The 24,050-nt window shown below is 54.9% G+C and carries 24 protein-coding genes; 12 read left to right on the forward strand and 12 right to left on the reverse strand.

Annotated features, from left to right (window positions below; genetic code table 11):
• Positions 1-46: 46 nt before the first annotated feature.
• The gene (locus tag AB6731_RS05095; RefSeq protein WP_371005974.1) at positions 47-574 is read right to left on the reverse strand and encodes a helix-turn-helix domain-containing protein; all 528 of its coding nucleotides are present in this window, start codon (positions 572-574) and stop codon (positions 47-49) included.
• Between the two features lie 92 nt (positions 575-666).
• Here AB6731_RS05095 and AB6731_RS05100 point away from each other — a divergent pair, with 92 nt between their 5' ends.
• Positions 667-1,833, forward strand: coding sequence for a benzoate/H(+) symporter BenE family transporter (locus AB6731_RS05100; protein WP_371005975.1), 1,167 nt, complete (start codon positions 667-669; stop codon positions 1,831-1,833).
• On the opposite strand, the gene AB6731_RS05105 is transcribed toward AB6731_RS05100, so the two are convergent.
• On the reverse strand, positions 1,813-2,685 hold the full coding sequence (locus AB6731_RS05105; protein ID WP_025204220.1) for a helix-turn-helix domain-containing protein: 873 nt from the start codon (positions 2,683-2,685) through the stop codon (positions 1,813-1,815). The genes AB6731_RS05100 and AB6731_RS05105 overlap by 21 nt on opposite strands.
• Before the next feature lie 173 nt (positions 2,686-2,858).
• Here AB6731_RS05105 and AB6731_RS05110 point away from each other — a divergent pair, with 173 nt between their 5' ends.
• Entirely contained in the window at positions 2,859-3,755 is an 897-nt protein-coding gene (locus AB6731_RS05110) for a DMT family transporter (protein ID WP_014170023.1), read from the forward strand.
• A 32-nt stretch (positions 3,756-3,787) separates the two neighbouring features.
• On the opposite strand, the gene AB6731_RS05115 is transcribed toward AB6731_RS05110, so the two are convergent.
• Together AB6731_RS05115 and AB6731_RS05120 are read right to left on the reverse strand one after the other, a co-directional pair.
• The gene (locus tag AB6731_RS05115) at positions 3,788-4,462 is read right to left on the reverse strand and encodes a DUF3313 domain-containing protein (RefSeq protein WP_020884175.1); all 675 of its coding nucleotides are present in this window, start codon (positions 4,460-4,462) and stop codon (positions 3,788-3,790) included.
• Between the two features lie 135 nt (positions 4,463-4,597).
• Positions 4,598-6,193 (reverse strand): ABC transporter substrate-binding protein, encoded by a 1,596-nt coding sequence (locus AB6731_RS05120; protein WP_032681027.1) that lies wholly within the window; start codon positions 6,191-6,193, stop codon positions 4,598-4,600.
• A gap of 111 nt (positions 6,194-6,304) precedes the next feature.
• Here AB6731_RS05120 and pepT point away from each other — a divergent pair, with 111 nt between their 5' ends.
• On the forward strand, positions 6,305-7,534 hold the full coding sequence (gene pepT / locus AB6731_RS05125; RefSeq protein WP_020884177.1) for a peptidase T: 1,230 nt from the start codon (positions 6,305-6,307) through the stop codon (positions 7,532-7,534).
• On the opposite strand, the gene tehB is transcribed toward pepT, so the two are convergent.
• Positions 7,531-8,124 carry a tellurite resistance methyltransferase TehB gene (tehB, locus tag AB6731_RS05130; protein ID WP_020884178.1) on the reverse strand — a complete coding sequence of 198 codons (594 nt, stop codon included), beginning with the start codon at positions 8,122-8,124 and terminating at the stop codon, positions 7,531-7,533. The genes pepT and tehB overlap by 4 nt on opposite strands.
• The gene (tehA, locus tag AB6731_RS05135) at positions 8,124-9,125 is read right to left on the reverse strand and encodes a dicarboxylate transporter/tellurite-resistance protein TehA (RefSeq protein ID WP_134179033.1); all 1,002 of its coding nucleotides are present in this window, start codon (positions 9,123-9,125) and stop codon (positions 8,124-8,126) included. The genes tehB and tehA overlap by 1 nt, the downstream gene beginning before the upstream one ends.
• Before the next feature lie 122 nt (positions 9,126-9,247).
• On the opposite strand from tehA, the gene ydcK reads away from it, so the two are divergent.
• On the forward strand, positions 9,248-10,228 hold the full coding sequence (gene ydcK / locus AB6731_RS05140; protein WP_025204226.1) for a YdcK family protein: 981 nt from the start codon (positions 9,248-9,250) through the stop codon (positions 10,226-10,228).
• On the opposite strand, the gene rimL is transcribed toward ydcK, so the two are convergent.
• The 4 genes from rimL to AB6731_RS05160 all read right to left on the reverse strand — a co-directional run bounded on the left by rimL (position 10,223) and on the right by AB6731_RS05160 (position 14,670).
• On the reverse strand, positions 10,223-10,771 hold the full coding sequence (rimL, locus tag AB6731_RS05145; RefSeq protein WP_134179034.1) for a 50S ribosomal protein L7/L12-serine acetyltransferase: 549 nt from the start codon (positions 10,769-10,771) through the stop codon (positions 10,223-10,225). The two genes, ydcK and rimL, sit on opposite strands and share 6 nt — an antisense overlap.
• A 47-nt stretch (positions 10,772-10,818) precedes the next feature.
• Positions 10,819-12,474 (reverse strand): glucan biosynthesis protein D, encoded by a 1,656-nt coding sequence (locus tag AB6731_RS05150; RefSeq protein ID WP_371005976.1) that lies wholly within the window; start codon positions 12,472-12,474, stop codon positions 10,819-10,821.
• Positions 12,475-12,716: 242 nt separating this feature from the next.
• Positions 12,717-13,490, reverse strand: coding sequence for a transporter substrate-binding domain-containing protein (locus AB6731_RS05155; RefSeq protein WP_025204230.1), 774 nt, complete (start codon positions 13,488-13,490; stop codon positions 12,717-12,719).
• Positions 13,491-13,500: 10 nt separating this feature from the next.
• Entirely contained in the window at positions 13,501-14,670 is a 1,170-nt protein-coding gene (locus tag AB6731_RS05160) for a pyridoxal phosphate-dependent aminotransferase (protein WP_020884184.1), read from the reverse strand.
• A gap of 113 nt (positions 14,671-14,783) precedes the next feature.
• Here AB6731_RS05160 and AB6731_RS05165 point away from each other — a divergent pair, with 113 nt between their 5' ends.
• Positions 14,784-15,641 (forward strand): LysR family transcriptional regulator, encoded by an 858-nt coding sequence (locus AB6731_RS05165; protein ID WP_020884185.1) that lies wholly within the window; start codon positions 14,784-14,786, stop codon positions 15,639-15,641.
• On the opposite strand, the gene AB6731_RS05170 is transcribed toward AB6731_RS05165, so the two are convergent.
• Positions 15,613-17,118: a carboxylesterase/lipase family protein gene (locus AB6731_RS05170; protein WP_371005977.1), complete on the reverse strand. Its 1,506-nt coding sequence runs from the start codon at positions 17,116-17,118 to the stop codon at positions 15,613-15,615. The genes AB6731_RS05165 and AB6731_RS05170 overlap by 29 nt on opposite strands.
• Before the next feature lie 42 nt (positions 17,119-17,160).
• A complete protein-coding gene (locus AB6731_RS05175) occupies positions 17,161-18,504 on the reverse strand; it encodes a VOC family protein (protein WP_371005978.1) in 1,344 nt (447 codons plus the stop codon).
• A gap of 644 nt (positions 18,505-19,148) precedes the next feature.
• On the opposite strand from AB6731_RS05175, the gene AB6731_RS05180 reads away from it, so the two are divergent.
• The 7 genes from AB6731_RS05180 (at position 19,149) to cydB (ending at position 24,044) form a co-directional block, all read left to right on the forward strand.
• The gene (locus AB6731_RS05180; protein WP_020884187.1) at positions 19,149-19,328 is read left to right on the forward strand and encodes a general stress protein; all 180 of its coding nucleotides are present in this window, start codon (positions 19,149-19,151) and stop codon (positions 19,326-19,328) included.
• A gap of 91 nt (positions 19,329-19,419) precedes the next feature.
• A complete protein-coding gene (locus AB6731_RS05185; RefSeq protein WP_020884188.1) occupies positions 19,420-19,914 on the forward strand; it encodes a ferritin-like domain-containing protein in 495 nt (164 codons plus the stop codon).
• Positions 19,915-19,937: 23 nt separating this feature from the next.
• The gene (locus tag AB6731_RS05190) at positions 19,938-20,141 is read left to right on the forward strand and encodes a hypothetical protein (protein WP_020884189.1); all 204 of its coding nucleotides are present in this window, start codon (positions 19,938-19,940) and stop codon (positions 20,139-20,141) included.
• Positions 20,142-20,166: 25 nt separating this feature from the next.
• Positions 20,167-20,673 carry a ferritin-like domain-containing protein gene (locus AB6731_RS05195; RefSeq protein WP_014170004.1) on the forward strand — a complete coding sequence of 169 codons (507 nt, stop codon included), beginning with the start codon at positions 20,167-20,169 and terminating at the stop codon, positions 20,671-20,673.
• Positions 20,674-20,689: 16 nt separating this feature from the next.
• Entirely contained in the window at positions 20,690-21,562 is an 873-nt protein-coding gene (locus tag AB6731_RS05200; protein ID WP_346589330.1) for a manganese catalase family protein, read from the forward strand.
• 68 nt (positions 21,563-21,630) lie between these two features.
• Positions 21,631-23,034 carry a cytochrome ubiquinol oxidase subunit I gene (locus tag AB6731_RS05205; RefSeq protein ID WP_020884191.1) on the forward strand — a complete coding sequence of 468 codons (1,404 nt, stop codon included), beginning with the start codon at positions 21,631-21,633 and terminating at the stop codon, positions 23,032-23,034.
• The gene (gene cydB, locus AB6731_RS05210) at positions 23,034-24,044 is read left to right on the forward strand and encodes a cytochrome d ubiquinol oxidase subunit II (protein ID WP_047955589.1); all 1,011 of its coding nucleotides are present in this window, start codon (positions 23,034-23,036) and stop codon (positions 24,042-24,044) included. The genes AB6731_RS05205 and cydB overlap by 1 nt, the downstream gene beginning before the upstream one ends.
• Positions 24,045-24,050 lie beyond the last annotated feature (6 nt).

Below are 24,050 nucleotides of genomic sequence, written 5' to 3' on the forward strand. Positions count from 1 at the left end.
CTATTGTAGTCAGAAGTATGCGGCAGCGAAACAGTTTTGCGTCGCTTCAGCGGGGATAATGGATCAGGGAGTGAAAATGCACCGGCCGGTCGCTGCTGTTGCGATAGGCGTGCGGTTTATCCCCGGCAAAACGCACCCCCGAATCGGCACTAATGATCTGCCACTCGCCATCGATGTTCATCTCCAGTTCGCCGCTGATCACCACCACGTGTTCAATCACGCCAGCCTCGTGGGGCGTGGATTCGCTCAGGGCGCCGGCAGCGAGGGTTATCGAAAAGTGGTCAAACTTTAGCGTCTCATCCCACGGGAATAACGGTTTCACCACCATCGCCTGCTGTTCCGGGTCGAATACCGCCTGCCTGTCAGCTGCCGGCGTGATGAAGGCAGAAAAAGGGATGTTCAGCCCCGTGGCGATTTTCCACAACGTGGATACCGTCGGGCTGGATTCATTGCGCTCGATTTGCCCGAGCATGGCCTTTGAAACGCCGGTCTCTTCCGCCAGTTTGGCGAGGCTCCAGCCACGCGCCTGACGCTCGGTTTTCAGTGTGTAAGCAAGATGTTGTGTGATGTCCATGTTCCCTCCTGATGCGACCGATCATACCACTTGTACGCTATAACGCACAGTGTTACCTTAGAGCGAACGTTATAACGCACAACGGAGTTTTTATGCGCCCCTCATCCTCACTCTTTCCTGCCGTTCTCGCCGGTTTTGTCGCCGTTCTGGTGGGATATGCCAGTTCCGCCGCCATTATCTGGCAAGCCGCTGCTGCCGCAGGCGCAAACGCGCAGCAGATCGCTGGCTGGATGACGGCCCTGGGGATAGGTATGGGGGTCAGCACGCTGGCGCTTTCCTGGTGGTATAAAGCCCCGGTGCTTACCGCCTGGTCCACCCCCGGCGCGGCGCTATTAGCCACCAGTCTGCATGGGGTAACGCTTGCCGAGACCATCGGGATTTTCATCTTTGCCAACGCGCTCATTCTGCTGTGCGGCGTAACCGGGTTGTTTGCTCGCCTGATGAAGCTTATCCCGCATTCCCTTGCCGCTGCTATGCTCGCCGGGGTGTTGCTCAGGTTTGGACTGCAGGCGTTCAGCAATCTTGAGGGGCATTTTTTGCTGTGCGGCAGCATGCTGGCGGCATGGCTGTTCGCCAAAGCGCTGGCCCCTCGCTACGCCATTGTCGCCACGCTGCTGATGGGCAGTATGGTGGCCTGGGCGGGAGGTGACGTTGTCACAAAAGAGTTAACCCTTTCCGTGGTGATGCCCACATTTATCGAGCCGACCTTTACGTTAACCAGTTTGATAAGCATTGGCGTGCCCTTCTTCCTGGTCACCATGGCGTCCCAGAATGCGCCGGGCTTCGCCACGATGCAGGCTTCCGGCTATCCTCTGGCCATATCACCGCTGATGATCGTCACCGGAGGGCTGGCACTGGTGTTATCCCCGCTCGGCGTCTTTTCCATCTGTATCGCCGCGATCACCGCTGCGATTTGCCAGAGCCCGGATGCGCACCCGGATGCCAGCAAACGCTGGCTTGCCGCCATGGCCGCAGGCGGGTTTTATCTGCTGGCGGGTATTTTTGGCGGATCCATTTCCGGGCTGATGGCCTCCCTACCCCTGAGCTGGATCCAGATGCTCGCCGGCCTGGCGCTGCTGGGCACCATCAGCGGGAGCTTGTATCAGGCACTGAACAACGAAACGGAGCGCGACGCGGCAATTGTCACCTTTCTGATGACCGCCAGCGGCGTCACGATCCTGGGTATTGGCTCTGCGTTCTGGGGGCTGGTGCTGGGCGGCGTATGTTATACGGTTTTTTCACACCTTCGCCGCGCGTAGCTGCGAGGGCGTTATGCCCATCATGCTGCGAAAGCGGTTACTGAAATGGCTGGCGGAGTTAAACCCGCAGGCCAGCGCGATATCGGTGAGCGGTGTGGTTGTGTGCTGCACCAGCGCTTTGGCTTTCTCCATCCGACGCTGCATCACGTACTGATGTGGCGCCAGCCCCATGGACTGACGGAACATTCTGGCGAAATGATACTCGCTCAGCGCGGCCTGTTCGGCCAGTTCCGCCAGCGTCAGCGGCTGGGAAAGGTTCTCTTCGATAAACGCCAGCACATTACGCAGCACAAACGGCGACAACCCGCCGGTCACCACCGGCAGCTTCCACTGCACGCTGGAGTAATTCTGTAACAGGTGGGTCATCAACAGCGTAGATGCGGTACTCAGGGTGAGCTGGTTAGCTTTTTGCTGCCAGTCGCAGCCGAGCAAAAACTGACGGTAAAGCGCGGTAATTTTCGGGTCGCTGCCGAAAATCTTTTCATCCAGCGTCAGGGACAGCGGGCGCTTGTCCCAGATTTTTTCCCCGACATCACGCAGATGCTCATCGGTGCAGTAGAGATGGACAAACGACAGGTCATCGCGAATATCCCACGTCGATTCACTCTCTTTTGGCATCAGACAGAAACGGTCCGGGCCGCCGCCGTTTTTCCAGCCGCCCGGCGTTTTTTGATAGCTCTCATAACCGTCCGCCACGTACAGGCTGAGGGTATGGTGATTACTTTTTACGGTTATCGTGTCGTGCTTGTTGTACCAGGCTGCCAGTTGAATACCGGAATTCAGCGCAACGGTTTCCCGCAGCACGGCGTTCTGCTGGCGTAGCGTTTCAAAGGTATCGTAAGCGCGAGACATAGCTATTAACGGGTGAGTAATCAGACTCTCAGTCTATGAAGTGTTGCGCCACGATGCCAGATCTGCAGCCACAAAAAAACGCAAGAATATGCAAGTCCACCGCAAATCGGTGAAAGCAATGTCATGCCACTCGCGCCAGACTGCACTTTTCGCTGTGTGAGAAGAGAGCAACAATGAACGCATTACTCTATGGACTGGTGGTGGTGATATGGGGAACAACCTGGATTGCCATTTTCCTGCAACAGGGGCCAGTCGCAGCCCCGGTGTCAATTTTCTGGCGTTTTGCCGTGGCCTGCGCCACGATCATGATCGTCTTAATTGCCCTGCGTCGGCTTCGTAAGCTGGCCTTGCGGGATCATCTCTTTTGCATGCTGCAGGGATGCTGCGTTTTTTGCTTCAACTTCTGGTGTTTTTATACCGCCGCCGCGCACATTAATACCGGGCTGGAGTCGGTGATTTTCTCGATGGCCGTACTGTATAACGCCATCAACAGTTTTATTTTCTTCGGTCAGCGCCCACCCGCACGCTTCTGGACGGCGGCGGCCCTGGGACTTATCGGGATCATCACCCTCTTCTGGGACGACCTGCTGGCGAGTGGCTGGAGTGCCTCACTGCTGACGGGGATTGGCCTTTCAGCACTGGGGACCTACGGGTTCTCGCTGGGCAATATGATCAGCATGCGCCACCAGCGAAAAGGGCTGGAGACCATGACCACCAACGCCTGGGCGATGTTTTACGGTACGGTCATTATGGGCTGCATTGCCCTGTTCAGGGGTGACAGTTTTATCCCCGAATGGACGGTGAGTTACATTGGTGCGCTGCTTTATCTCGCCATTTTTGGTTCGGTCATCGCTTTTGGTGCCTACTTCACGCTGGTGGGACGCATTGGCCCGGGCAAAGCGGCATACAGTACGCTGCTCTTCCCGCTGGTGGCGCTGTCTATCTCCACGGTATATGAAGGTTACGTGTGGCATCTCAATGGCATCATTGGATTACTGCTGATTCTGGGCGGGAATATGGTGATGTTTACGAAACCGGAAACCTGGTTCAGACGTTTGCGTATGGCATAAAAAAAGGCCTGCATTGCTGCAGGCCGTTTTGATTATTTCGCGGTTTTCTTAACATCAAACATGGTGGCATCCGTCGCCATGTCATCCACAACCTGTTTTAACGTTGCGAAGCCCATTGGCGTGTTTTCGTTCGCCAGCTCTTTACCTTCGCCTTTACGCACGACCTTCATGACCGGCTTATTCGTCGCCGAATCAATCAGCTCGCCTTCGAAGAAGAGATGGGTATCCATGGTGCGGTGCCCCGTTGCCATCTGCGTACCTGCAACCACTAACGCGACGGGCACTACTTCATAGAACTGCAGACCTTCTTTCTGTGAACTCACACCGGTAATCGCACCGCGGAAGATCAGGCTGTGTTTACCTGGTGTCGTAACAACAGGTTTACGCTGGCTGATTGCCGCTTTCATTTTGGTGTTGGTATAAGCCAGAAGCTCATCAAGCGTTTTTTGACCAATTTGGGTCGTTGGTTTTGGCGCTGGATAATAGGTGATTGGCGTCCATAAAATACTGTCGTAATTTGCCTCGTTATACGACGGGTCGACCCAACGCAGCGTCGGTTTACCCGTTGCGGACGTTGTTTGCTGCAATCCAGAATAATCTTTTAAAAAGCCTGAATATTGTTCGGGGGCGGCGACTTTAGACGAACAGCCCGCTAACGCCAACAGACCAGAAAGCACTGCAACTTTAAAAAAAGTGTGAGTACGCATGATGGTATTCCATGTTATCTGCAAGTATGCATTTGAAGTTATAGCAAAAGTCTGGCGGGTTTGTTGTGACAAAAAATGATGTAAGCAGCACAAATTGCGAAAAGATTGCCCGACTGAACGCCGGGCAGTGAAAAACTACTGATTAATATCAACCTGCCAGAACAAATGCTTGCCAAACGGATCGATTTCATAGCCCGTGACTTCCTTGCGCACCGGTTCGAAAATCGTCGAATGGGCAATCATTACTGCCGGCATCTGGTCATGCATCATCTGCTGGGCCTCTTTATACAGCGCCACGCGTTTATCATGATCGGTTATCGATTTCGCTTCAGCGATAATTTTATCAAATGGTTTGTAGCACCATTTGGCGGAATTAGATCCACCGTTAGCCGATGTACAGGTAAATAACGGACCAAAGAAGTTATCCGGGTCGCCGGTTGCGGTCGTCCATCCCATCAGCGCGGCCTGGTGTTCACCGCCCTTCACCCGCTTAAGATACTCACCCCATTCATAGGTGACGATTTTGGTCTGGACGCCAACCTTCGCCCAGTCGGCCTGAATCATCTCCGCCATCCGTTTTGCGTTCGGATTGTAGGGGCGCTGAACCGGCATCGCCCATAAATCAATGCTGATGCCGTTTGCAAAACCAGCCTCCTTTAACAACGCTTTCGCTTTTTCCGGATCGTAGTCGTAATCCTTCAGTTCGCTGTCGGCGCTCCAGACGCCCGGTGGCAGCAGGTTTTTGGCCGCCGTGCCGGTGCCGTGGAATACCGCGTCAATAATGGCCGGCTTATTGATGGCCATTGCCAGCGCCTGGCGGACCTTCACGTTATCCAGCGGAGGTTTTTGCGTATTGAAGGCCAGAAAACCGGTATTCAGCCCGGCTTTACTCATCAGATTAATGTCTTTGTTAGCCTTCATGCGCGGCAGGTCCGCCGGGTTTGGAAACGGCATCACCTGACATTCGTTCTTCTCGATTTTGGCAAAACGCACCGAGGCATCGGGCGTGATGCTAAACACCAGCCGATCCAGCTTCGATTTGCCCTGCCAGTACTCCGGAAACGCAGTGAACAGGATGCGCGAATCTTTCTGGTACTGCGCCAGCTTAAACGGCCCGGTGCCAATCGGGTCCATATCGACCTTTTCCGGCGTGCCGGCTTTCAGCATCGCGTCGGCATACTCTGCCGACAGGATCGAGGCGAAATACCACGCCAGATCGGCGACAAACGGCGCTTCCGGATGGGCGAGCGTAAAGCGCACGGTGTGCTCATCGACTTTATCAATGGCCGTGATCAGGCTACCGAACTCAAGGCTCTCGAAGTTGGAATAGCTGCCGTTAGAGACGTTGTGATAGGGATGGTTGACATCCTTCTGGCGCATAAACGAGAAAATCACGTCGTCGGCGTTAAAGTCGCGCGTCGGCCTGAACGATTTATTACTCTGGAATTTCACCCCTTTACGCAGATGGAAGGTATAAACCTTGCCGTCCTCGCTCACCTCCCAACGTTCCGCGAGGCTCGGGACCAGTTCCGTTGTACCCGCCCTGAAATCGACCAGCCGGTTATAGACCGGCACGGCACTGGCATCCACGCTGGTTCCCGACGTGTATAACTGAGGATTAAAGTTTTCCGGCGATCCTTCAGAGCAATACACTAGCGTTTTTGCCGCGACGGTGGAACTGACCGTGAGCGCAGCAAGTGCCAGCGTTAACATTGTGAGTTTGCTTTTCATCATTTATTCCTGTCTTTTTAATTCGACGGCTAATTAATTCTTTTGCCATTTCATAAATATCATTAAAGTGATGTAGCAAACACCTGAAAAATAAATACAGAAGGAATCACTATGGGCTCGGCACTCTCCAGACAATTAACGCACCGCTTCTTCCGCTATCTCGCCATCACCAGCCAGAGCGATCCCAGAGTGAACACCCTTCCCTCTACGCCGGGCCAGCACGACATGGCGCGTGAACTGGCCCAGGAGCTGGCGCAACTGGGTTTAGACGATATTGTGATTGATGAATACGCGACGGTTACTGCGGTTAAAAAAGGTAATGTAGCCGGGGCGCCACGCATCGGTTTTATTACCCATATTGATACCGTCGATGTCGGTTTATCACCGGATATTCATCCACAAATATTAAAATTTACGGGTGAAGACCTCTGTTTGAATAAAGAGAAATCAATCTGGTTACGCGTAAAAGAGCATCCGGAAATTCTGGCTTACCCGGGTGAAGAGATTATTTTCAGCGACGGGACCAGCGTATTAGGCGCAGATAATAAAGCCGCCGTCACCGTGGTCATGACGCTGCTGGAAAACCTGACGCCAGAACATCAGCATGGCGACATTGTGGTCGCGTTTGTGCCGGATGAGGAGATCGGCCTGTGTGGCGCGAAGGCGCTGGATCTAAACCGTTTTGACGTTGATTTTGCCTGGACCATCGACTGCTGTGAGCTGGGTGAGATTGTTTACGAGAACTTCAACGCCGCGGCGGCAGAGATTCGCTTTACCGGCGTAACGGCTCACCCCATGTCCGCCAAAGGCGTGCTGGTTAACCCACTGCTGATGGCGACAGACTTCATCAGCCATTTTGACCGCCAGCAAACCCCGGAATGCACCGAGGGCCGTGAAGGCTATATCTGGTTTAACGGCATTCAGGCGGGGCAAAACGAGGCCGTCTTAAAAGCGAATATCCGTGATTTCGATAAAGCACAGTTTGCCGCCCGCAAGCAGCAGATTGCCGATGTCGCGGCGTTGATTGCCGGACAGCATCCTACGGCAAAGGTGGAGTATCGCATTGAAGATACCTACAGCAATATCAGCAATGCGATTGGTGAGGATCGTCGCGCTATCGACCTGATGTTTGAGGCCATGGAATCCCTTGGGATCACGCCCAAACCGACGCCAATGCGCGGCGGTACTGACGGCGCAGCGCTCTCGGCAAAAGGCCTGCTCACGCCAAACTTCTTCACCGGCGCGCATAACTTCCACTCGAAGTTTGAGTTTTTGCCGCTGTCGTCGTTCGAGGCCTCATACAACACGGCCCTGCAGCTCTGCCTGTTGGCCGCCCGTTAAGCGGGCTTACGCGCCAGCAGCGTGGCAAAACGCAGTTTGATGCGGTTACCGTTCTCGTCGGTGCGGTGCAGTTCGCCCACCTCTTCGTTGTACTTGAGCAACGCCCAGCCCTCGTAGTAGTTGCTCAGTTCACCGCTTTTGAACGCAAACGGGAAGCCGACGGTGCACGGGTAATCCGCCGTGTCCATCGCGGCAACAATCAGGTTATAACCGCCGGGTCTGGTGCAGCGCTGCATATTGTCGATCAGGCCCGGAATGGTTTTCGCTTCCAGGAACATCAGCACCACGGTAGAGAGAATAAAATCGTATTCGCCCTCAAAGCTCAGGTTGTTCAGATCTTTGATTGCCGTCTGCAGGTTTACGATGCCTTCTTCCGCTTTGATACGCTCAATATTATCGATACTCAGGGGATTTTTATCCCACGCGGTCACGTCGTAACCGTTGGCTGCCAGATAGAGGCTGTTACGCCCGTTACCACAGCCCAGATCCAGCGTTTTACCCGGTTTCACAATGCCCGCGCTGTACAGCACTTCTGAGTGCGTACGGGTTAAGCCATATTTCTCTGTGAAGTAATTTTCATCAACAGCCATTATTTTTCCTCAGATTGCATAAGCAGCGCTTTATCAGTGCGCACCAGAAGTTTGCCCTGTATCAGCAAGATAAACGTTCGTACCAGCAGCATCCCGATGATGACATTGGTAAAGATAAACAGTGGGACGGCAATGGCGTGGAAAAAGCCCGACGGACTGCTCTGCCCAAGATGAAGCCCCGTGGTGGCCAGGGCCGACACGCCAAACGAGAAGCTCCAGAACGAGGCGTTAAACGGCTGGGACAAATACCATGGCATCAGCCGTAACATAAACAGCAGTTGCAACAGGCCGTAGCCGAACAGCATTTTGGCAAATGTATCCGCCTCACCGCCATTGACGCTAAACCAGGCGCTGCAGGCCACCAGCGCGGGGGCCAGCTGAATACCCAGCGAGGTTCGCAGCGCGGAAGGCAACTCCCCGGCGCTACGAAGTCGTTGCAAAATCACCGGCTCAAGGCTGAGCCAGGAAAAAACGCCCGCCCCGAGAAACGCCAGCCCGGCATCGTTAAACCCCAGCGCGCCGCACGCCATGGCGCTGATAAAGTTGTTTGCTACCGTGGGCAGATATAACCCCGGCGTGGTGGCCTCTTGCGGATGGTTACCGCGCCATAATCCGGCGCTTTGCCAGGCAGCATAAGCCAGCTGTATCACCACCCCGACGCTAAATAACACCAGTGACACCGGACGCAGCCAGGGCACAAAACCGATGGCGACCAGCATCGTTGTGGCGGGAAAAAGGCTGACAAAACTGCTCATCACCGGGTGGCGCATCTCGGCCAGCACACTTTGCGGGAAACGGATCGCCCGGGTGATAAACGCCACCGTCAGCAAAAACCAAATCACAATCGCAAGGGCCACCAGGCTCTCACCAGGCCAGCGCGTCACGTGCCAGAGCGTGCTGCCGTATCGCCAGGCGAACCCCATCCCAATGATGCCAAGCACCATACCGAAGTAACCCGCGGGCAGGTTAAGCACTTGTTGAGCGTTGTTATTTTTATTCATTAATTTGAATTTTTAAAATGTATTTTAAATGCCATTTTAAGGGGTTTCCGCGACGGATGCCAGCACTACGAAACGCCGAAAGTTTGCTACGTTTAGTGGAGACGCTTACCCGAGACTCCATGATGAAAAAGTACAGGCTCAGCGAGGACACCCGCCTCTGGCAATGGAAAAACGGCGAGACAACGCACACGACGTCGTTACGACAGATTATTGCCACGGCGAATTTTAACGACATCGTGAGCGGCACGAAAGGCGGCTGGGTTGAAGATGAGAGCGCCCTCGCGCACGAAGGCGACTGCTGGATCTACGATGAAAACAGCGTCGTCTTTGCCGGTGCGACGGTGTCCGGCAACGCGCGCCTTACCCTGCCTTGCATCGTCAGTCATGACGCGCAGATTGGCGACAACTGCTGGCTCGACGGCGCAGAGGTCAGTCACGGCGCACGCATAAGTGACAACGTCACGATACAGCAATCCTGCGTACGCGGCGAATGCCATATTTTCGGCGAGGCGCGGGTGCTTCATAACAGCGTGGTGATTGCTGCCAAAGGGCTTACGCCGGACCATGAGCAGATCCTGAAAATTTATGACAAGGCGACGGTGAGCCAGTCCCGCATTGTGCATCAGGCGCAAATCTACGGCGAGGCAATGGTTAATTATGCCTTCGTTGAACACCGGGCAGAAGTTTTCGACAGCGCCATCCTCGAAGGCAACGATCTCAATAACGTCTGGGTATGTGACTGCGCAAAAGTGTACGGTAACGCCCGCGTCATTGCCGGTTTTGACGACGATGCCATCCCTACCGTCCGCTACAGCTCTCAGGTGGCAGAGAACGCGGTGGTGGAAGGAAATTGTGTCATTAAACACCACGTCCTGATTGGCGGTCAGGCCTGGCTGCGCGGCGGCCCTATCCTGCTTGACGATAAGGTCGTGATCCAGGGGCGGGCGCGTATCAGCGGCGATGTGCTTATTGAGCATCGGGTTGAAATCACCGACGATGCGGTGATTGAGGCTTTTGCCGGTGAGAACATCCACCTGCGCGGAGAAAAGGTGATTAACGGCGACCAGCGCATCACCCGTACGCCTCTGTTGGGGGCGTTATAGCGGGTAAATTTTGCCGTAGAGATTCACATCGTCATAACGGCCATTCAGAAACTCTGCTTCCCGCAGGCACCCCTCCAGCGTAAAACCGTTGCGCAGGGCAACGTTGTTGCTGGGTTTATTCGCCACCCGACACTTAATGACAAAACGGCGGATCTCGCCTTGCTCGACGTAATAGCGCATAAACGCCTGCAGCGCCTGCGACAGAATGCCCTGTCCCTGATGCGCCTCGTCCAGCCAGTAACCGATGTATCCGGCTTTGTTGGCGGGTTCAATCGCATTAAACGACAGCACGCCGACCAGGTCCTCATCCTTGAAAATCAGAAACATTTTGGCGTAGCCGCGCTGGTGCAGCATCTGATTACTCAGCACATTACGACGGGTGTCATCTTCGGTGCCCACATGCTGCGCCCAGTCAAAGGCGGTTTGCAGCCAGGCTTTGTTTCTGATGACCATGTTGTGCAGATCGGCGGTATAGCGCTCTTCGACGGCGCGAAGCTCGAGATGGTCAGTCACCGGGATAATTTCAGATTCAGTGGCGGTCATGGTCCCTTCCCGTCACCCTCTCCCCGCCGGGGAGAGGGAATAAATGGTCAACGCATGATGCGATCGTCAACGTAGTTACGTTTGTCCGGCGCAGGCGGGAAATACTGATACAGCCAGGTCTCACTGATCGTATCCCCCTGGCAGCGCAGGAACATGCGCATATCCACCGGTTCGGTCGAATCCGAGGTAGGATACCAGTCGAACAGAATGCGATAGCCGTCAAACGGCTCAACGTAGAGGATCTCAACCTGCTTCGCTTCACCGCTGGAGAGGGTAATGACCGGCTCAATGCCTTTTGGCGCGGCAGCTTTCAGATCGCCCCCGACGAAGTCGATAGCAAAGCGACGGGCCCACACTTTCGGGTAGTTTTCGCCCGGCGCCCAGCCTTCCGGGAACCCACCCATACCGGTGCGGGTCGCGAAGACATTCGCCAGTGGGGAACGGACCGGCGGCATGGCGCTCCAGTAAAGACGGTATTTAAAGTCCAGCTCATCGCCCGCTTTCACCGGTTTTTCTGGCTGCCAGAAGCAGACCACGTTATCCAGTGTTTCACCCGTTGTCGGGATCTCCATCAGGCCAACCGCACCTTTACCCCAGTCGTTACGCGGCTCCACCCAGAGGCCTGGGCGTTTGTTATACCAGCCCATGACGTCCTGATAATGCGAGAAATCGCGATCGAGCTGGAGCAAGCCGAACCCTTTCGGGTTTTTGTCCACAAACGCATTAAACTGCAGCTTCTGCGGGTTGTTCAGCGGACGGCAAATCCACTCCCCGTTACCGCGCCACATGGCGAGACGGTCGGAGTCATGAATTTGCGGGTGGATGGTATCGCACATGCGGCGTTCGTTTGTACCGCAGCTGAACATACTGGTCATCGGCGCAATGCCGAGCTGCTTAATGTCTTTACGCGCATAGAGATGGTTTTCCACCTCCATGATCACCTGGCTCTTCTCGCAGTGGATCACGAACTTATACGCACCGGTGATGCTTGGGCTGTCCAGCAGCGTATAGACGGTAAAGGTAGTGTCGCCCGGTTTGACGGTTTCGAACCAGAACGCGGTGAAGTCAGGGAACTCTTCCGGCGTGTCGGTAAAGGTATCCACCGCCAGACCCCGCGCGGAAAGACCATACTGATAGGTATCATCAACCGCACGGAAATAGCTCGCCCCCAGGAATGAGACGATATCGCGACGCGCCAGTTCCGGTGCCTTGAAGGCACGGAAACCGGCAAACCCAAGATCGCTTTGCCCTTCCAGCTGCTTCGTATCAACACCGGTTTCACCGTAGCTGAACAGCTCAGGACGGAAGTGGATTTCGCGCGCCTGTGACGTTGACTGATCCAGCGAGAACATGCGCACGCGGCGACGGAAACCCATGCCCATATGGAAGAACTGCACATCCAGCTGACGGCCTTCAATGTTATTCCACAGTGACTGTTTTTCATCGTAACGGATGGCGTTATAGGCCTGCGGCGTCATGGTCGCCAGCGTGTCCGGTAACGGTCGCGGTGCTCCGCCCCATGGGGTTTTCGCCAGGTCATGGGCCATGGATTGCAGTACGGAGAAGTCAAAACGACGGCTCTGACCGTCAGCAATGTCAGAGTCAGCAGCGTAAGCCGCTTTGGAAAACAGGGAAGCAAGGCCAGTTGTGCCGCTCAGGGCTGCCATTGCCAGCGAGCCTTTTAGAAAACGTCTGCGATTCATGCCTGGAAAAACGTCCTTATGGTCGTGTGAATGTGTTTCGCACTCGGCGAAATGACGGCAAGAAAGAACGCACAGCCTAAACAAAAATGGTTAAGAATCCAATTGTTGGGCGGCGATTATCTGTACAAAGTGCGAAATATTTTCTGTCGACCAGAACGACCCGAAAAAGGTGTAAAGAAAGGTATAAAGACGTGTATAAAAATGCCCCGGCTGGACATCGTCAGTCGGGGCAAATGAGGCGGTTATTTTACGCTGACATCGATACCTGGGAAGTACTTATCAGCGAGTTTAGCGATCGTGCCATCGGCACGCACTTTATCAATTGCGGCATCAAGTTGCTTTTTGGTGGCCTCGTCCCCTTTACGCAACCCAAAGCCGATCCCACTGCCGAGGATAGTGTCGTCCGACACCGGTTTGCCGATAAAGCCAAACCCTTTCCCCTGCGGCTTGCTGAGGAAACCTGCCTGCCCGGCCGCGGACATGACCAGCGAGGCGTCGATACGGCCATTCAGCAGATCGCCCCAGGCCATATTCTGATCTTTATAAGACACCACGGTGACACCCTGCTTTTCCCAGTGCTCTTTCGCATAGGTTTCCTGAATGGAGCCCTGCAGGACACCGATGGTTTTGCCCTTAAGCCCCGCGGGCGTTGCCTCTACCGCGGTACCGGCCTTGCCAACGAGCTGCGATGGGATGCGGTAAATCGGCTGGGTAAAATCAATACTTTTACGTCGCTGTTCGGTGATGTTCATCGCCGAGTTAATGGCATCAAATTTCTTCGCCACCAGGCCCGGTATTAACGCATCAAAAGAGGTTTCAACCCAGGTGCATTTCAGCGCTGCGGCTTTGCAGATGGCATTGCCCAGCTCAACGTCAAACCCTTCCAGTTCGCCAGCAGCATTTCGGCTTTCAAACGGCGGATATTCCGCCTCCAGCCCGTACCGCAGTTCGGTAGCCGCGAATGACGAAAACGTACACAGCAATCCCATGCCGACAACTAACGCGCGTAATTTCATCTCCAACTCCTTAGCGTGGTTTAACCCGACACAGGGCCTGGGCACCTGCCCGTAACGTCGCCTCATCTTTCGCAAAAGAGAGACGAATCAATTTATTATCCGTACCATCCGCATAAAACGCCGACAGCGGAATGGTGGCCACTCCATACTCAACGATCAGCCGTTTCACCAGTTCACTGTCGCGCTCATCGCTAAACTGGCTGTAGTCGGCCAGCAGGAAAAACGAACCGGCGCTCGGCAAGAGTCTGAACGGTGATGCTTCCAGCAAACTTTGCAGCAGATCGCGTTTGCGCTGATAAAACGCCGCCAGCGACAGCCAGGTTTGCGGGTCAATCATGTGCTCTGCAAACGCATGCTGCATTGGCGTATCGGCCGAAAACATCAGAAATTGATGGACTTTACAAATCTCATCCATCAGTACCGCCGGAGCAACACAGTAACCCACACGCCAGCCGGTCACGTGATAGGTTTTTCCGAAAGAAGAGATAATGACGCTACGCTCCGCCAGCTGCGGATGTGTCGCCATACCGTGGTGCGGTTCACCATCAAAGACGACGTGTTCGTACACTTCGTCAGACAAAATAATGATATCGGTATTGCGGGTCACCGCCACCAGCTGCTGCAGGTCCTCTGCTGAGAAGACCTGCCCGCTCGGGTTGTGCGGGGTATTGATGATAATCATGCGCGTACGCGGGGTGATCGCCGCACGGACTTCATCCCAGTTGACGGCAAAATCCGGCACCGTCAGTTTAATGGCAACCGGCGTGGCCCCCTGCAGGCGAACAATCGGGGCGTAACTGTCAAACGACGGTTCAAAGTAGATCACTTCGTCGCCCGGGTGCACCAGCCCGCTGATCGCCGAATAGAGTCCTTCGCTGGCACTGGCGGTGACCAGCACTTCGCTGGCCGGGTCATAGTGCGTGCCGTAGAGGGTGGCAATTTTATACGCAATACGCTCTTTAAGCGGCTGCAGGCCGGTCATTGCCGCGTACTGGTTGTGCCCTGCCTCCATCGCCCGGGTCACCCCGGCGACCAGTTTGGGATCGCAGGAAAAATTGGGTGCACCCTGAGAAAGATTGATGGCGTTATGCCGGGCGGAAAGCTGGCCGATAACGGTAAAAATCGTGGTCCCCACATCGGGTAATTTGGAACGGGTGTGCACCGGAGTGTGTAACGTCATCCTCTTTCCTTTCTCATAATGAATGCATAACTATTCAAACAACAAGTCAGTTGTCGGGACAATCGAATTGTTGTCATAATAGCCATGAGAAAAACGCATACCTGAGGTGTTTAATGTCGCGCCGTTCGCTCCCGCTTAATGCCATCGACGCCTTTTTAGTCACCGCGCGTCATCTGAATCTGACCCATGCCGCAACAGAACTCTGTCTGACGCAGGGAGCCGTAAGTCGCAAAATCGCCACCCTTGAAGCGTGGTTCGGCTTTCCGCTGTTCGAGCGCCATGCGCGCGGCCTGCGCCTCTCCCCACAGGGCAGCGCCCTGCTTCCGGAATTGCAATCCACTTTTGAAACGCTGCTGACCCTGGCCGATCGGGCCCGCACCCAGCAAACCGTGATCCGACTCAAAGCACCCACCTGCGCCATGCGCTGGCTGGTGCCTCGTCTGCTGGAGGTGGAGCGCGAGCAGCCGGATCTGCAGATCGCATTGACCACTACCACCGACCATAACGTCAATTTCAAAACGGAATCTTACGACGCTGCCATTGTATTTGGCACTCATATGAGCGCGGGCGATCTGCTGTTTGAAGAGGCGTTAACCCCGGTAATGAGCCCCCTGCGGGCAGGTTGCGAACTGGGTGCGTTAACCTTCCTTCACCCGACACGGGATAAGACAGACTGGTCCTTGTGGCTGGCGAAGCAGGAAGGCCCGGGGGTTGTTATGCACAAAAATCAACACTTCGACACGATGGACCTTGCCATCACGGCCGCCATTCAGGGGCTGGGGGTGGCCATTGCTGACGAAACGCTGGTGGAAGAAGATGTCCGCGCCGGAAGGCTGGCGCGGCCTTTTGAGAGCAGCATTAAAACGGGTGCGAGCTACAGACTGGTTCTGCGCGAATCGCCTGGCCAGGAAAATGGGCTGGCGGCGTTTCGCGCATGCCTGCTCAGTCGAGGCTCACATGGTGTTTCATAACGCGCTTAAAGAGGCTCATGCGCGCGCGCATAAAGCGGTTTTCAAGCCTGAAACCTGCATGTTTATTCACGCCGATACGTAGCAGCACGTCCCTTCCTTTTCGACAGGCCGGCCAGTGCGTCGGGCCAGGAAGACTTTCCCGGTGACCGGCGTCACGCGCAAAACTCACCCAATAATCTGCAACCTGCGCTGCGAATTGCCGGTCTCGCGCATTAACGTAGTGGCAGGAAGGCTCAATCTCACCAAGGGTGTCAAACACGTACGGCACCTCATTACCGTGCCAGGCACCGTTGATATAGGTTGCGTGCTCTGCTTCCGCCACATAGTCGAACCAGTAACGCCAGCACAAGCCGCCCACGCGCTGCTGGGCCTGCATCACCACATATCCCATGGTGGTAAAAGCCATATCCCGGCACACCTGCCTGCCAAGCTCCACATCCCCTTTCACCCCCGGATAGAGCAGTTTGATCAGCCCCAGTCCAAAGCGACGTTCACGGCGAAGCTTCTGGATCTGACCGGCGAGATCGATACCAAATACCGCCATCACGCTGGCTTCGTCACTGTTTGATCCAATCATCACCGGAACAGGATGCTGACGCGCGGCAAAGAACACATCGAGCATTGATTCCGGCAGAACACAGTCTCCGACGATGGGGGCCGGGGCGATGTTCAGCGGCGCGGCCAGCGGCCAGAACGCTTCGGGGGGAATGGCACGCAACTGTTCTGCTGACGCCTCCTCAAGGCCGAAATGCGCCGCCAGCGCTTCCCCTTTTTGCAGGGCCTGTTCCCGCGGCGTATCCGGCAGGGTGTATCCGCTTTGCACAATCGCTTTTTGGAAGAGTCCCTTCGCCAGCGGAGACGCCAGCAGCGACAGCACGCTGCGCGCGCCGGCGGATTCACCAAACAGGGTGACGTTGTCAGGATCGCCACCGAAAGCGGCAATATTCTCCCGAACCCATTCAAGGGCGGCAATCTGATCCAGCAGCGCAAAGTTATGCACCACCCGGTCTTCTTCTCCCTCCAGCGCGGGATGGGCAAAAAAGCCAAGGTGACCAAGACGGTAATTGATCGTCACAACCACCACGCCGCGCGTTGCCAGCGCCTTACCGTTATAGGGCGGCAGGCCACCCGCGCCAATGGTAAACCCCCCGCCGTGCAGCCAGACCATGACGGGAAGCGGCGCCGGCCGCTCGACGGGTGACCAGACGTTAAGATACAGACAATCTTCTGAGAACCGGCCGGGATCGCCACCGCCTAACGCCTGGCAATACTCACTGTTCTGCCAGCTTGAGGGCGAAAAAGCGGTGGCCAGACGCAGCCCCTCCCAGCGTTCAGGCGGCCGTGGCGAACGCCAGCGCCAGTTGCCAACGGGAGGCGCCGCATAGGGAATACCACACCAGAGATGTACGTTTTCATCCGTTAAACCAGACAGTGCGCCCTGGCGCGTTTCAATCACAGGGGCGGAGGGATTTTGCATAACAACCTTCTGTTTCCATCACACCCCAGAAGATTAACGATTTCAGAGCAAACCGCAACGCTGTTTGCTGCGGATTTCAGCCTCCTGATAGAGCATGAACTCATCGTACACCGGGCAACCCAGCGCCGCTTCGAACGCGTCGCGACTGGCGTTACCGTGGCTACGCGCCTGGGTTTCATTGCCCAGATTCGACTGGAAAATCCCTGCGGCACTGACCGGGAGGAAATCTTCATAGGTGATCGGCTGAGCGACAACCCACCCGCGCTCAATTAACGGCTGTGGATCGTCTCCCGGACGAAACGCATGTCGATGCGCTTCCCCGGATGGCGTCAGGCGATAGCGGAAATAGGCCAGCTCCTGACGGCGCATCAACAATTCGCTGTCCGGGAAGGCGCTGAAGATCTCGCGCAAATGGAGCTGGTGCGTCATGTTGTCTTTACCGATACCGGCCTCTGCAAGCAGGCTGTCATAAAGCGCACGGCCTTTTGGCGTCAGCGCCACGCCGCGCTGTTCAATTTCGCCAAAGCGCGCGGTATGCGTTCCTGTATGCTCCCCGGCAAACAGCACCGGCTCTTCCAGCGCTTTAAAGCTGGTCTGGCGCAGTAATACGGGAACCTCGCGGCGCGGTGGTCCTTCAATCAGAATTTTGGGTTCAATCCCGTACTTCGGCATCAGTTCCTGCACCCGGTCAATATCCAGCGTACGTGGCGTGAGGTGGTTGATATGGCACCCCGGGAAACAGACCACATCCGCAATCAGTCGGTGCTCGTTATGCAATGCCAGATAGGTCTCCTGGTCGACCGTCGCATGACGATGCCAGCGGAAGGTTTCTAACGCCTCCTGTACAAACGCCTGCGCCTGCGCATCCGTAAAGTGCCCTTCTGCCTCATGCTGCGCGATAAGCTCCAGACAACGCGGGGTAAAGATATTGCGGTGTGACAGGATCTCCGCGGCACGCTCACGCAGGACGACGTTGTCAATCAATTCGAGGCGCAGCAGCGAGGTAAAGATACGAAACGGATTTCGGCACAGCGCCGCATCATCGACCGGGCGGAACGCCGTGGAGTGGACGGGCACCCCCGCCTGAGAGAGGTCGTAATAGCTGACCGGGTACATCCCCATAATGGCAAACATACGACGCAAGGTCGAAAGCTCTTGCGCGGTGCCCACGCGGATCGCCCCATGACGCTCCACATTCAGGCGCGCCAGTTCATCCGCGTTCGCCAGTTGTTCATGTAATAGTGGGTTATTTTCCAGAACCGCCAGGTTTACGTCCGCAACCAGGTCGAGCAAGGTGCCGTACTGCGGAACTTCCTGCTGGTACATCGCCGACATAGCCTGCGAAAAGTGTTCCCGAATATCATCAGCCGTGATGGTGTTCGCCATGATGTCATGCCTCCAGTGAATATTACCTGGAGTGTAGAGAAACCCGTTCCCTCTGGGGGGAAGAATTTCCGATTTGTGATCTTAAGACAGGAGTGGTTAAAGCGTGTGCTGGCCTGCCCTGACACCCATATGACCTGGCAGATTCACCTTCTCTAAATGTAGATTCACCTTCTCTAAATAAAGCGTTTTCTGATCAAACTGTATTATTAATAACCTCATCGCTTAACCATTAAGAGGTAATAAATAGCATTATCTTAAGAGGTAATATCTCATTAAAAACAAATATTAGTGGCATATATCTTATTTCGTTAACGCAACAAGCGGATTTTCAATATTTCTCCTTAAGATTAATCTGTAATTTTTAGACTGCCGCACGCGCTTCAGGCATAAACAATGCAAGAAAAACAGTTATCCCCTGCGGCTCGCGGATTAACCCCATGAAGACAGACAGTTAACCGCAAGCCATCCAGGATATATTCATATTAAACGAAGCGTTAACCATCGGAAATATCTCAGCAACGAAGCGATGGTTTACAAAACATATTTGACGAATATGAAACACCGACTAAAGTTATTATTCGAACGACGAGTGATACGGAATATTTTCGTATCTTAACTGACATAACCAATATATGAGGTTTAATATGGCAGAGCATCGTGGTGGTTCCGGTAATTTCGCACAAGACCGTGAAAAAGCATCAGAAGCTGGACGTAAAGGTGGCCAGCACAGCGGCGGTAATTTTAAAAACGATCCGCAACGCGCATCTGAAGCAGGTAAGAAAGGAGGAGAAAACAGCCACGGTGGTGGCCGTAAAAACTCCTGATCTGATGTAAATCTCTTTTATTTAAAACAGAGAGCATGCTGCGGGCCTCCAGGCTCGCAGTACCCCTTCTTTATTTTACCGGAGCGTAATGATGAATATGAAAAGTGTCGAAGATGTGTTTATTCACCTCCTGTCCGATACCTACAGCGCTGAGAAGCAGCTGACCCGCGCGCTCGGCAAACTGGCTCGTGCTGCCTCCAGTGAAAAACTGAGCGCAGCCTTTAGTGCACACCTTGAAGAGACGCAGGGACAGATTGAGCGTATCGACCAGATTATCGAGCAAGAATCTGGCCTTAAGCTCAAGCGTATGAAGTGCGTAGCAATGGAAGGCCTGATTGAAGAGGCCAATGAGGTCATCGAGAGCACCGAGAAAAATGAGGTGCGTGACGCCGCATTAATTGCCGCAGCACAAAAAGTGGAGCATTACGAAATTGCCAGTTACGGTACCCTCGCCACATTAGCAGAACAACTGGGCTATAAAAAAGCCGTTAAACTTCTGGCCGAAACGCTGGAAGAAGAGAAAGAAACCGATCTTAAACTTACCGACCTGGCCGTAGGCAATATTAACCAAAAAGCGCAAAAATGACGCTATAGCAAAGGTTAAATAAAATGAGCATCAGTCCCAGGACTATTAAACGGTGCCATTTAACGGCAGCAATAATATGGTTCATACTCGCTATACCTTCCGTTTTATGGTGGAAGAGCAGCGTGCTATGGGTCATTATCATCAGTATCTACGCCAATATTGTCGGCCATTTATCTGGCTACAGTGCTGCGCGTGCCGATCAGGCTGCTGAGAGTGAGACCAAATAAGCGACACCATAATGAGGACATTATAATGAATCACGTAGAACACTACCATGACTGGCTACGCGATGCCCATGCGATGGAAAAGCAAGCCGAATCTATGCTGGAATCCATGGCCAGCCGTATCGATAATTATCCCGATGTTCGCGCCAGAATTGAGCAGCATATTAGTGAAACGAAGCGACAAATTACCTTACTGGAAGAGATCCTCGACCGTAATGATATTTCTCGTTCGGTTTTAAAAGATTCGATGAGTAAAATGGCGGCGCTCGGACAATCCATTGGCGGGATGTTCCCCTCTGATGAGATCGTCAAAGGGTCTATCAGCGGCTATGTTTTCGAACAGTTTGAAATAGCCTGCTACACCTCCCTGCTGGCCGCGGCCAAAAAAGCGGGCGACATGGCTTCCGTGCCTGCCATCGAAAGTATCCTGGCGGAAGAGCGCGAGATGGCCGACTGGCTGATTCGCCACATTCCACAGACCACCGAACAGTTCCTGCTGCGTTCAGACGCATCCGGTGTCGAAGCAAAAAAATAACCTCAGGAGAGAAGACATGTTTCGACACATCAAACAATTACAATATACGGTTCGGGTTGCCGAACCGAATCCCGGCCTTGCCAATTTATTACTGGAACAATTCGGCGGCCCTCAGGGCGAGCTGGCCGCCGCCTGCCGTTACTTTACTCAGGGGCTGAGTGATGACGACCCGGGTCGTAAAGATATGCTAATGGATATCGCGACCGAAGAGTTAAGCCACCTTGAAATTATCGGTACCCTGGTGGGTATGCTTAATAAAGGGGCTAAAGGCGCACTGGCGGAGGGCGTGGAAAATGAAGCCGAGCTGTATCGGTCCATGACCGAAAACGGTAACGACAGCCATATTACCTCCCTGCTTTACGGTGGCGGTACTCCGTTGACCAACTCCGCCGGGGTGCCGTGGACGGCGGCTTATGTCGACACCATTGGCGAGCCAACCGCCGATCTGCGCTCAAATGTGGCTGCCGAGGCCCGAGCGAAGATCATCTATGAACGGCTGATTAACGTCACGGACGATCCGGGCGTGAAGGATGCGCTGGCGTTTCTGATGACGCGTGAGGCAGCGCATCAGCTCTCCTTTGAGAAGGCGCTTCAGTCCATTCGTAATAATTTCCCTCCGGGAAAACTGCCGCCAATCGAGGAATACACCAACAAGTACTACAATATGTCTGAAGGTGGAGAGGTTCGCGGAAGCTGGAACAGCGATAAACATTTCGACTACGTTGAATCCCCCCAACCTGCCGTTGACGGCGGTGACGGGAGTGCAAGCGTGACGCTGACGACCGAACAGGCCACGCTGGTCAAAGCGATGTCGGCCCGCACGAAGTCCGATCCACATTCCGACCCGCTGACCGGCGCCGAACTGGGTGCCGGGAAGAAAAAACCGTAACCGATTTTGCCAGGCAGCCCCGGACTGCCTGGCAATCCTCGTGCGCAACAGTTCCAGAGGTACGGACCATGTTCGAACTCGACGCATTTCATCTCGCCAGAATCCAGTTCGCTTTTACCGTCTCGTTTCATATTCTTTTCCCGGCGATCACCATCGGTCTTGCCAGCTATCTGGTGGTGCTTGAAGGGATGTGGCTTCGCACCAAAAATGAGGTGTGGCGCTCGCTGTATCATTTCTGGCTAAAGATATTTGCCGTTAACTTCGGTATGGGGGTCGTTTCCGGTCTGGTCATGGCCTATCAGTTCGGCACTAACTGGAGCGGATTCTCACAGTTTGCCGGCAGTATCACCGGCCCTCTCCTGACCTATGAAGTCTTAACCGCCTTCTTCCTCGAAGCCGGATTTCTTGGCGTGATGCTGTTCGGCTGGAACAAGGTCGGCCCGGGCCTGCACTTCTTCTCGACCTGTATGGTCGCGCTGGGTACGCTGATGTCCACCTTCTGGATCCTCGCCTCCAACAGCTGGATGCACACGCCCCAGGGGTTCAGTATTCAGAACGGTCAGGTCATTCCGGAGGACTGGCTGGCCATCATTTTTAACCCCTCCTTCCCTTACCGTCTCATTCACATGGCTATCGCCGCGTTCCTGAGCAGTGCGCTGTTTGTGGGGGCGTCGGGCGCATGGCATCTGCTGCGCGGCAACGACACGCCCGCGATACGCACCATGTTTTCCATGGCGATGTGGATGGCCCTGCTGGTCGCGCCCATTCAGGCCGTCGTCGGTGATATGCATGGCCTGAATACCCTCGAACATCAGCCGGCCAAAATTGCCGCCATCGAAGGTCACTGGGAGAACCCACCAGGCGAAGCGACACCGCTGCTGCTGTTTGGCCTGCCGGATATGGAGCAGGAGCGCACCCGCTACGCGCTGGAAATTCCTGCCCTTGGCAGTCTGATTCTGACCCACAGCCTGGATAAACAGGTCCCGGCACTGAAAGACTTCCCGAAAGAAGATCGCCCGAACTCACCGATTGTTTTCTGGTCATTCCGCATTATGGTCGGCATGGGTCTGCTGATGATCACGCTGGGTCTGGTCAGCGTCTGGCTACGCTATCGCCATCGACTCTACCAGTCGCGGCCCTTCCACTGGTTCGCGCTCTGCATGGGACCAGCGGGCCTACTGGCGCTGCTGGCCGGCTGGGTCACCACCGAAGTGGGTCGTCAGCCGTGGGTGGTGTATGGCTATCTGCGCACGATCGACGCGGTCTCGCTGCACAGCACGCTGCAGATGAGCATTAGCCTGCTGGCCTTCTTTGTGGTCTATTCGTCGGTGTTTGGCGTGGGCTACGTCTACCTGATTCGGCTTATCAAGAAAGGTCCGCAGCCCGTTGATACGTTGACGTCAAATACCTCGGGCACCCCTGCCCGTCCGCTGTCTGCCGCTGAGTCTGTTCCGGAACAGGAGAGAAACTGATGGGCGTCGATATCTCAGTTATCTGGTTTGCCATCATCGTATTCGCCACGCTGATGTATATCATCATGGATGGCTTTGATTTGGGCATCGGGCTGCTTTTTAACTTCGTGGGCGATGCCAGAGAGCGTGACGTAATGGTCAACAGCGTGGCGCCGGTGTGGGACGGCAACGAGACCTGGCTGGTGCTCGGCGGTGCGGGGTTATTCGGCGCGTTTCCGCTGGCCTATGCGGTGATTATCGATGCGCTGACCATCCCTCTTACCGCCATGTTAATTGGCCTTATCTTTCGCGGCGTGGCCTTTGAGTTCCGCTTTAAGGCAACGCCTTCGCACCGCAAGTTCTGGGACTACGCCTTCGCCGGCGGCTCTTTGCTTGCCACCTTCAGCCAGGGGGTGGTGGTGGGAGCAGTGATTAACGGCTTTGACGTTGAGGGCCGGCGTTTTGTCGGCTCCGCCCTTGACTGGTTAACGCCCTTCAATCTTTTCTGCGGCATCGGGCTGGTTGTGGCCTACACCCTGCTCGGTACCACGTGGCTTATCATGAAAAGTGAAGGCGCGTTGCAAAACCGCATGCGTGAGCTGACCCGGCACGTGCTGCTGGCGCTGGTGGTGGTGATCGCGGTGGTGAGTATCTGGACGCCGCTCGGCTGGCAGTACGTTGCCGACCGCTGGTTTACCTTCCCCAACTTCATCTGGTTCCTGCCGGTTCCCCTGCTGGTAGGCGTGTTTAGCCTGTGGATCTGGCGACTAACACGCAACCCGGCCAGCCACTCGCGTCCCTTCCTGCTGACCCTTGGGCTGATCTTCCTCGGATTTAGCGGTCTGGGAATTAGCCTGTGGCCTAACATTATTCCGCCGCGCATTACCCTGTGGGAGGCTGCGGCACCACCGGCCAGCCAGCTGTTTATGCTGGTCGGAACGTTACTGATTATTCCGGTGATTCTGGTGTACACCGCCTGGAGCTACTACGTTTTCCGGGGCAAAGTTTCCGACACGGAAGGTTATCACTGAGGTGAA

The sequence above is a fragment of the Enterobacter sp. RCC_40 genome (assembly GCF_041360735.1).
GTDB classification, from domain to species: Bacteria; Pseudomonadota; Gammaproteobacteria; order Enterobacterales; family Enterobacteriaceae; genus Enterobacter; species Enterobacter ludwigii.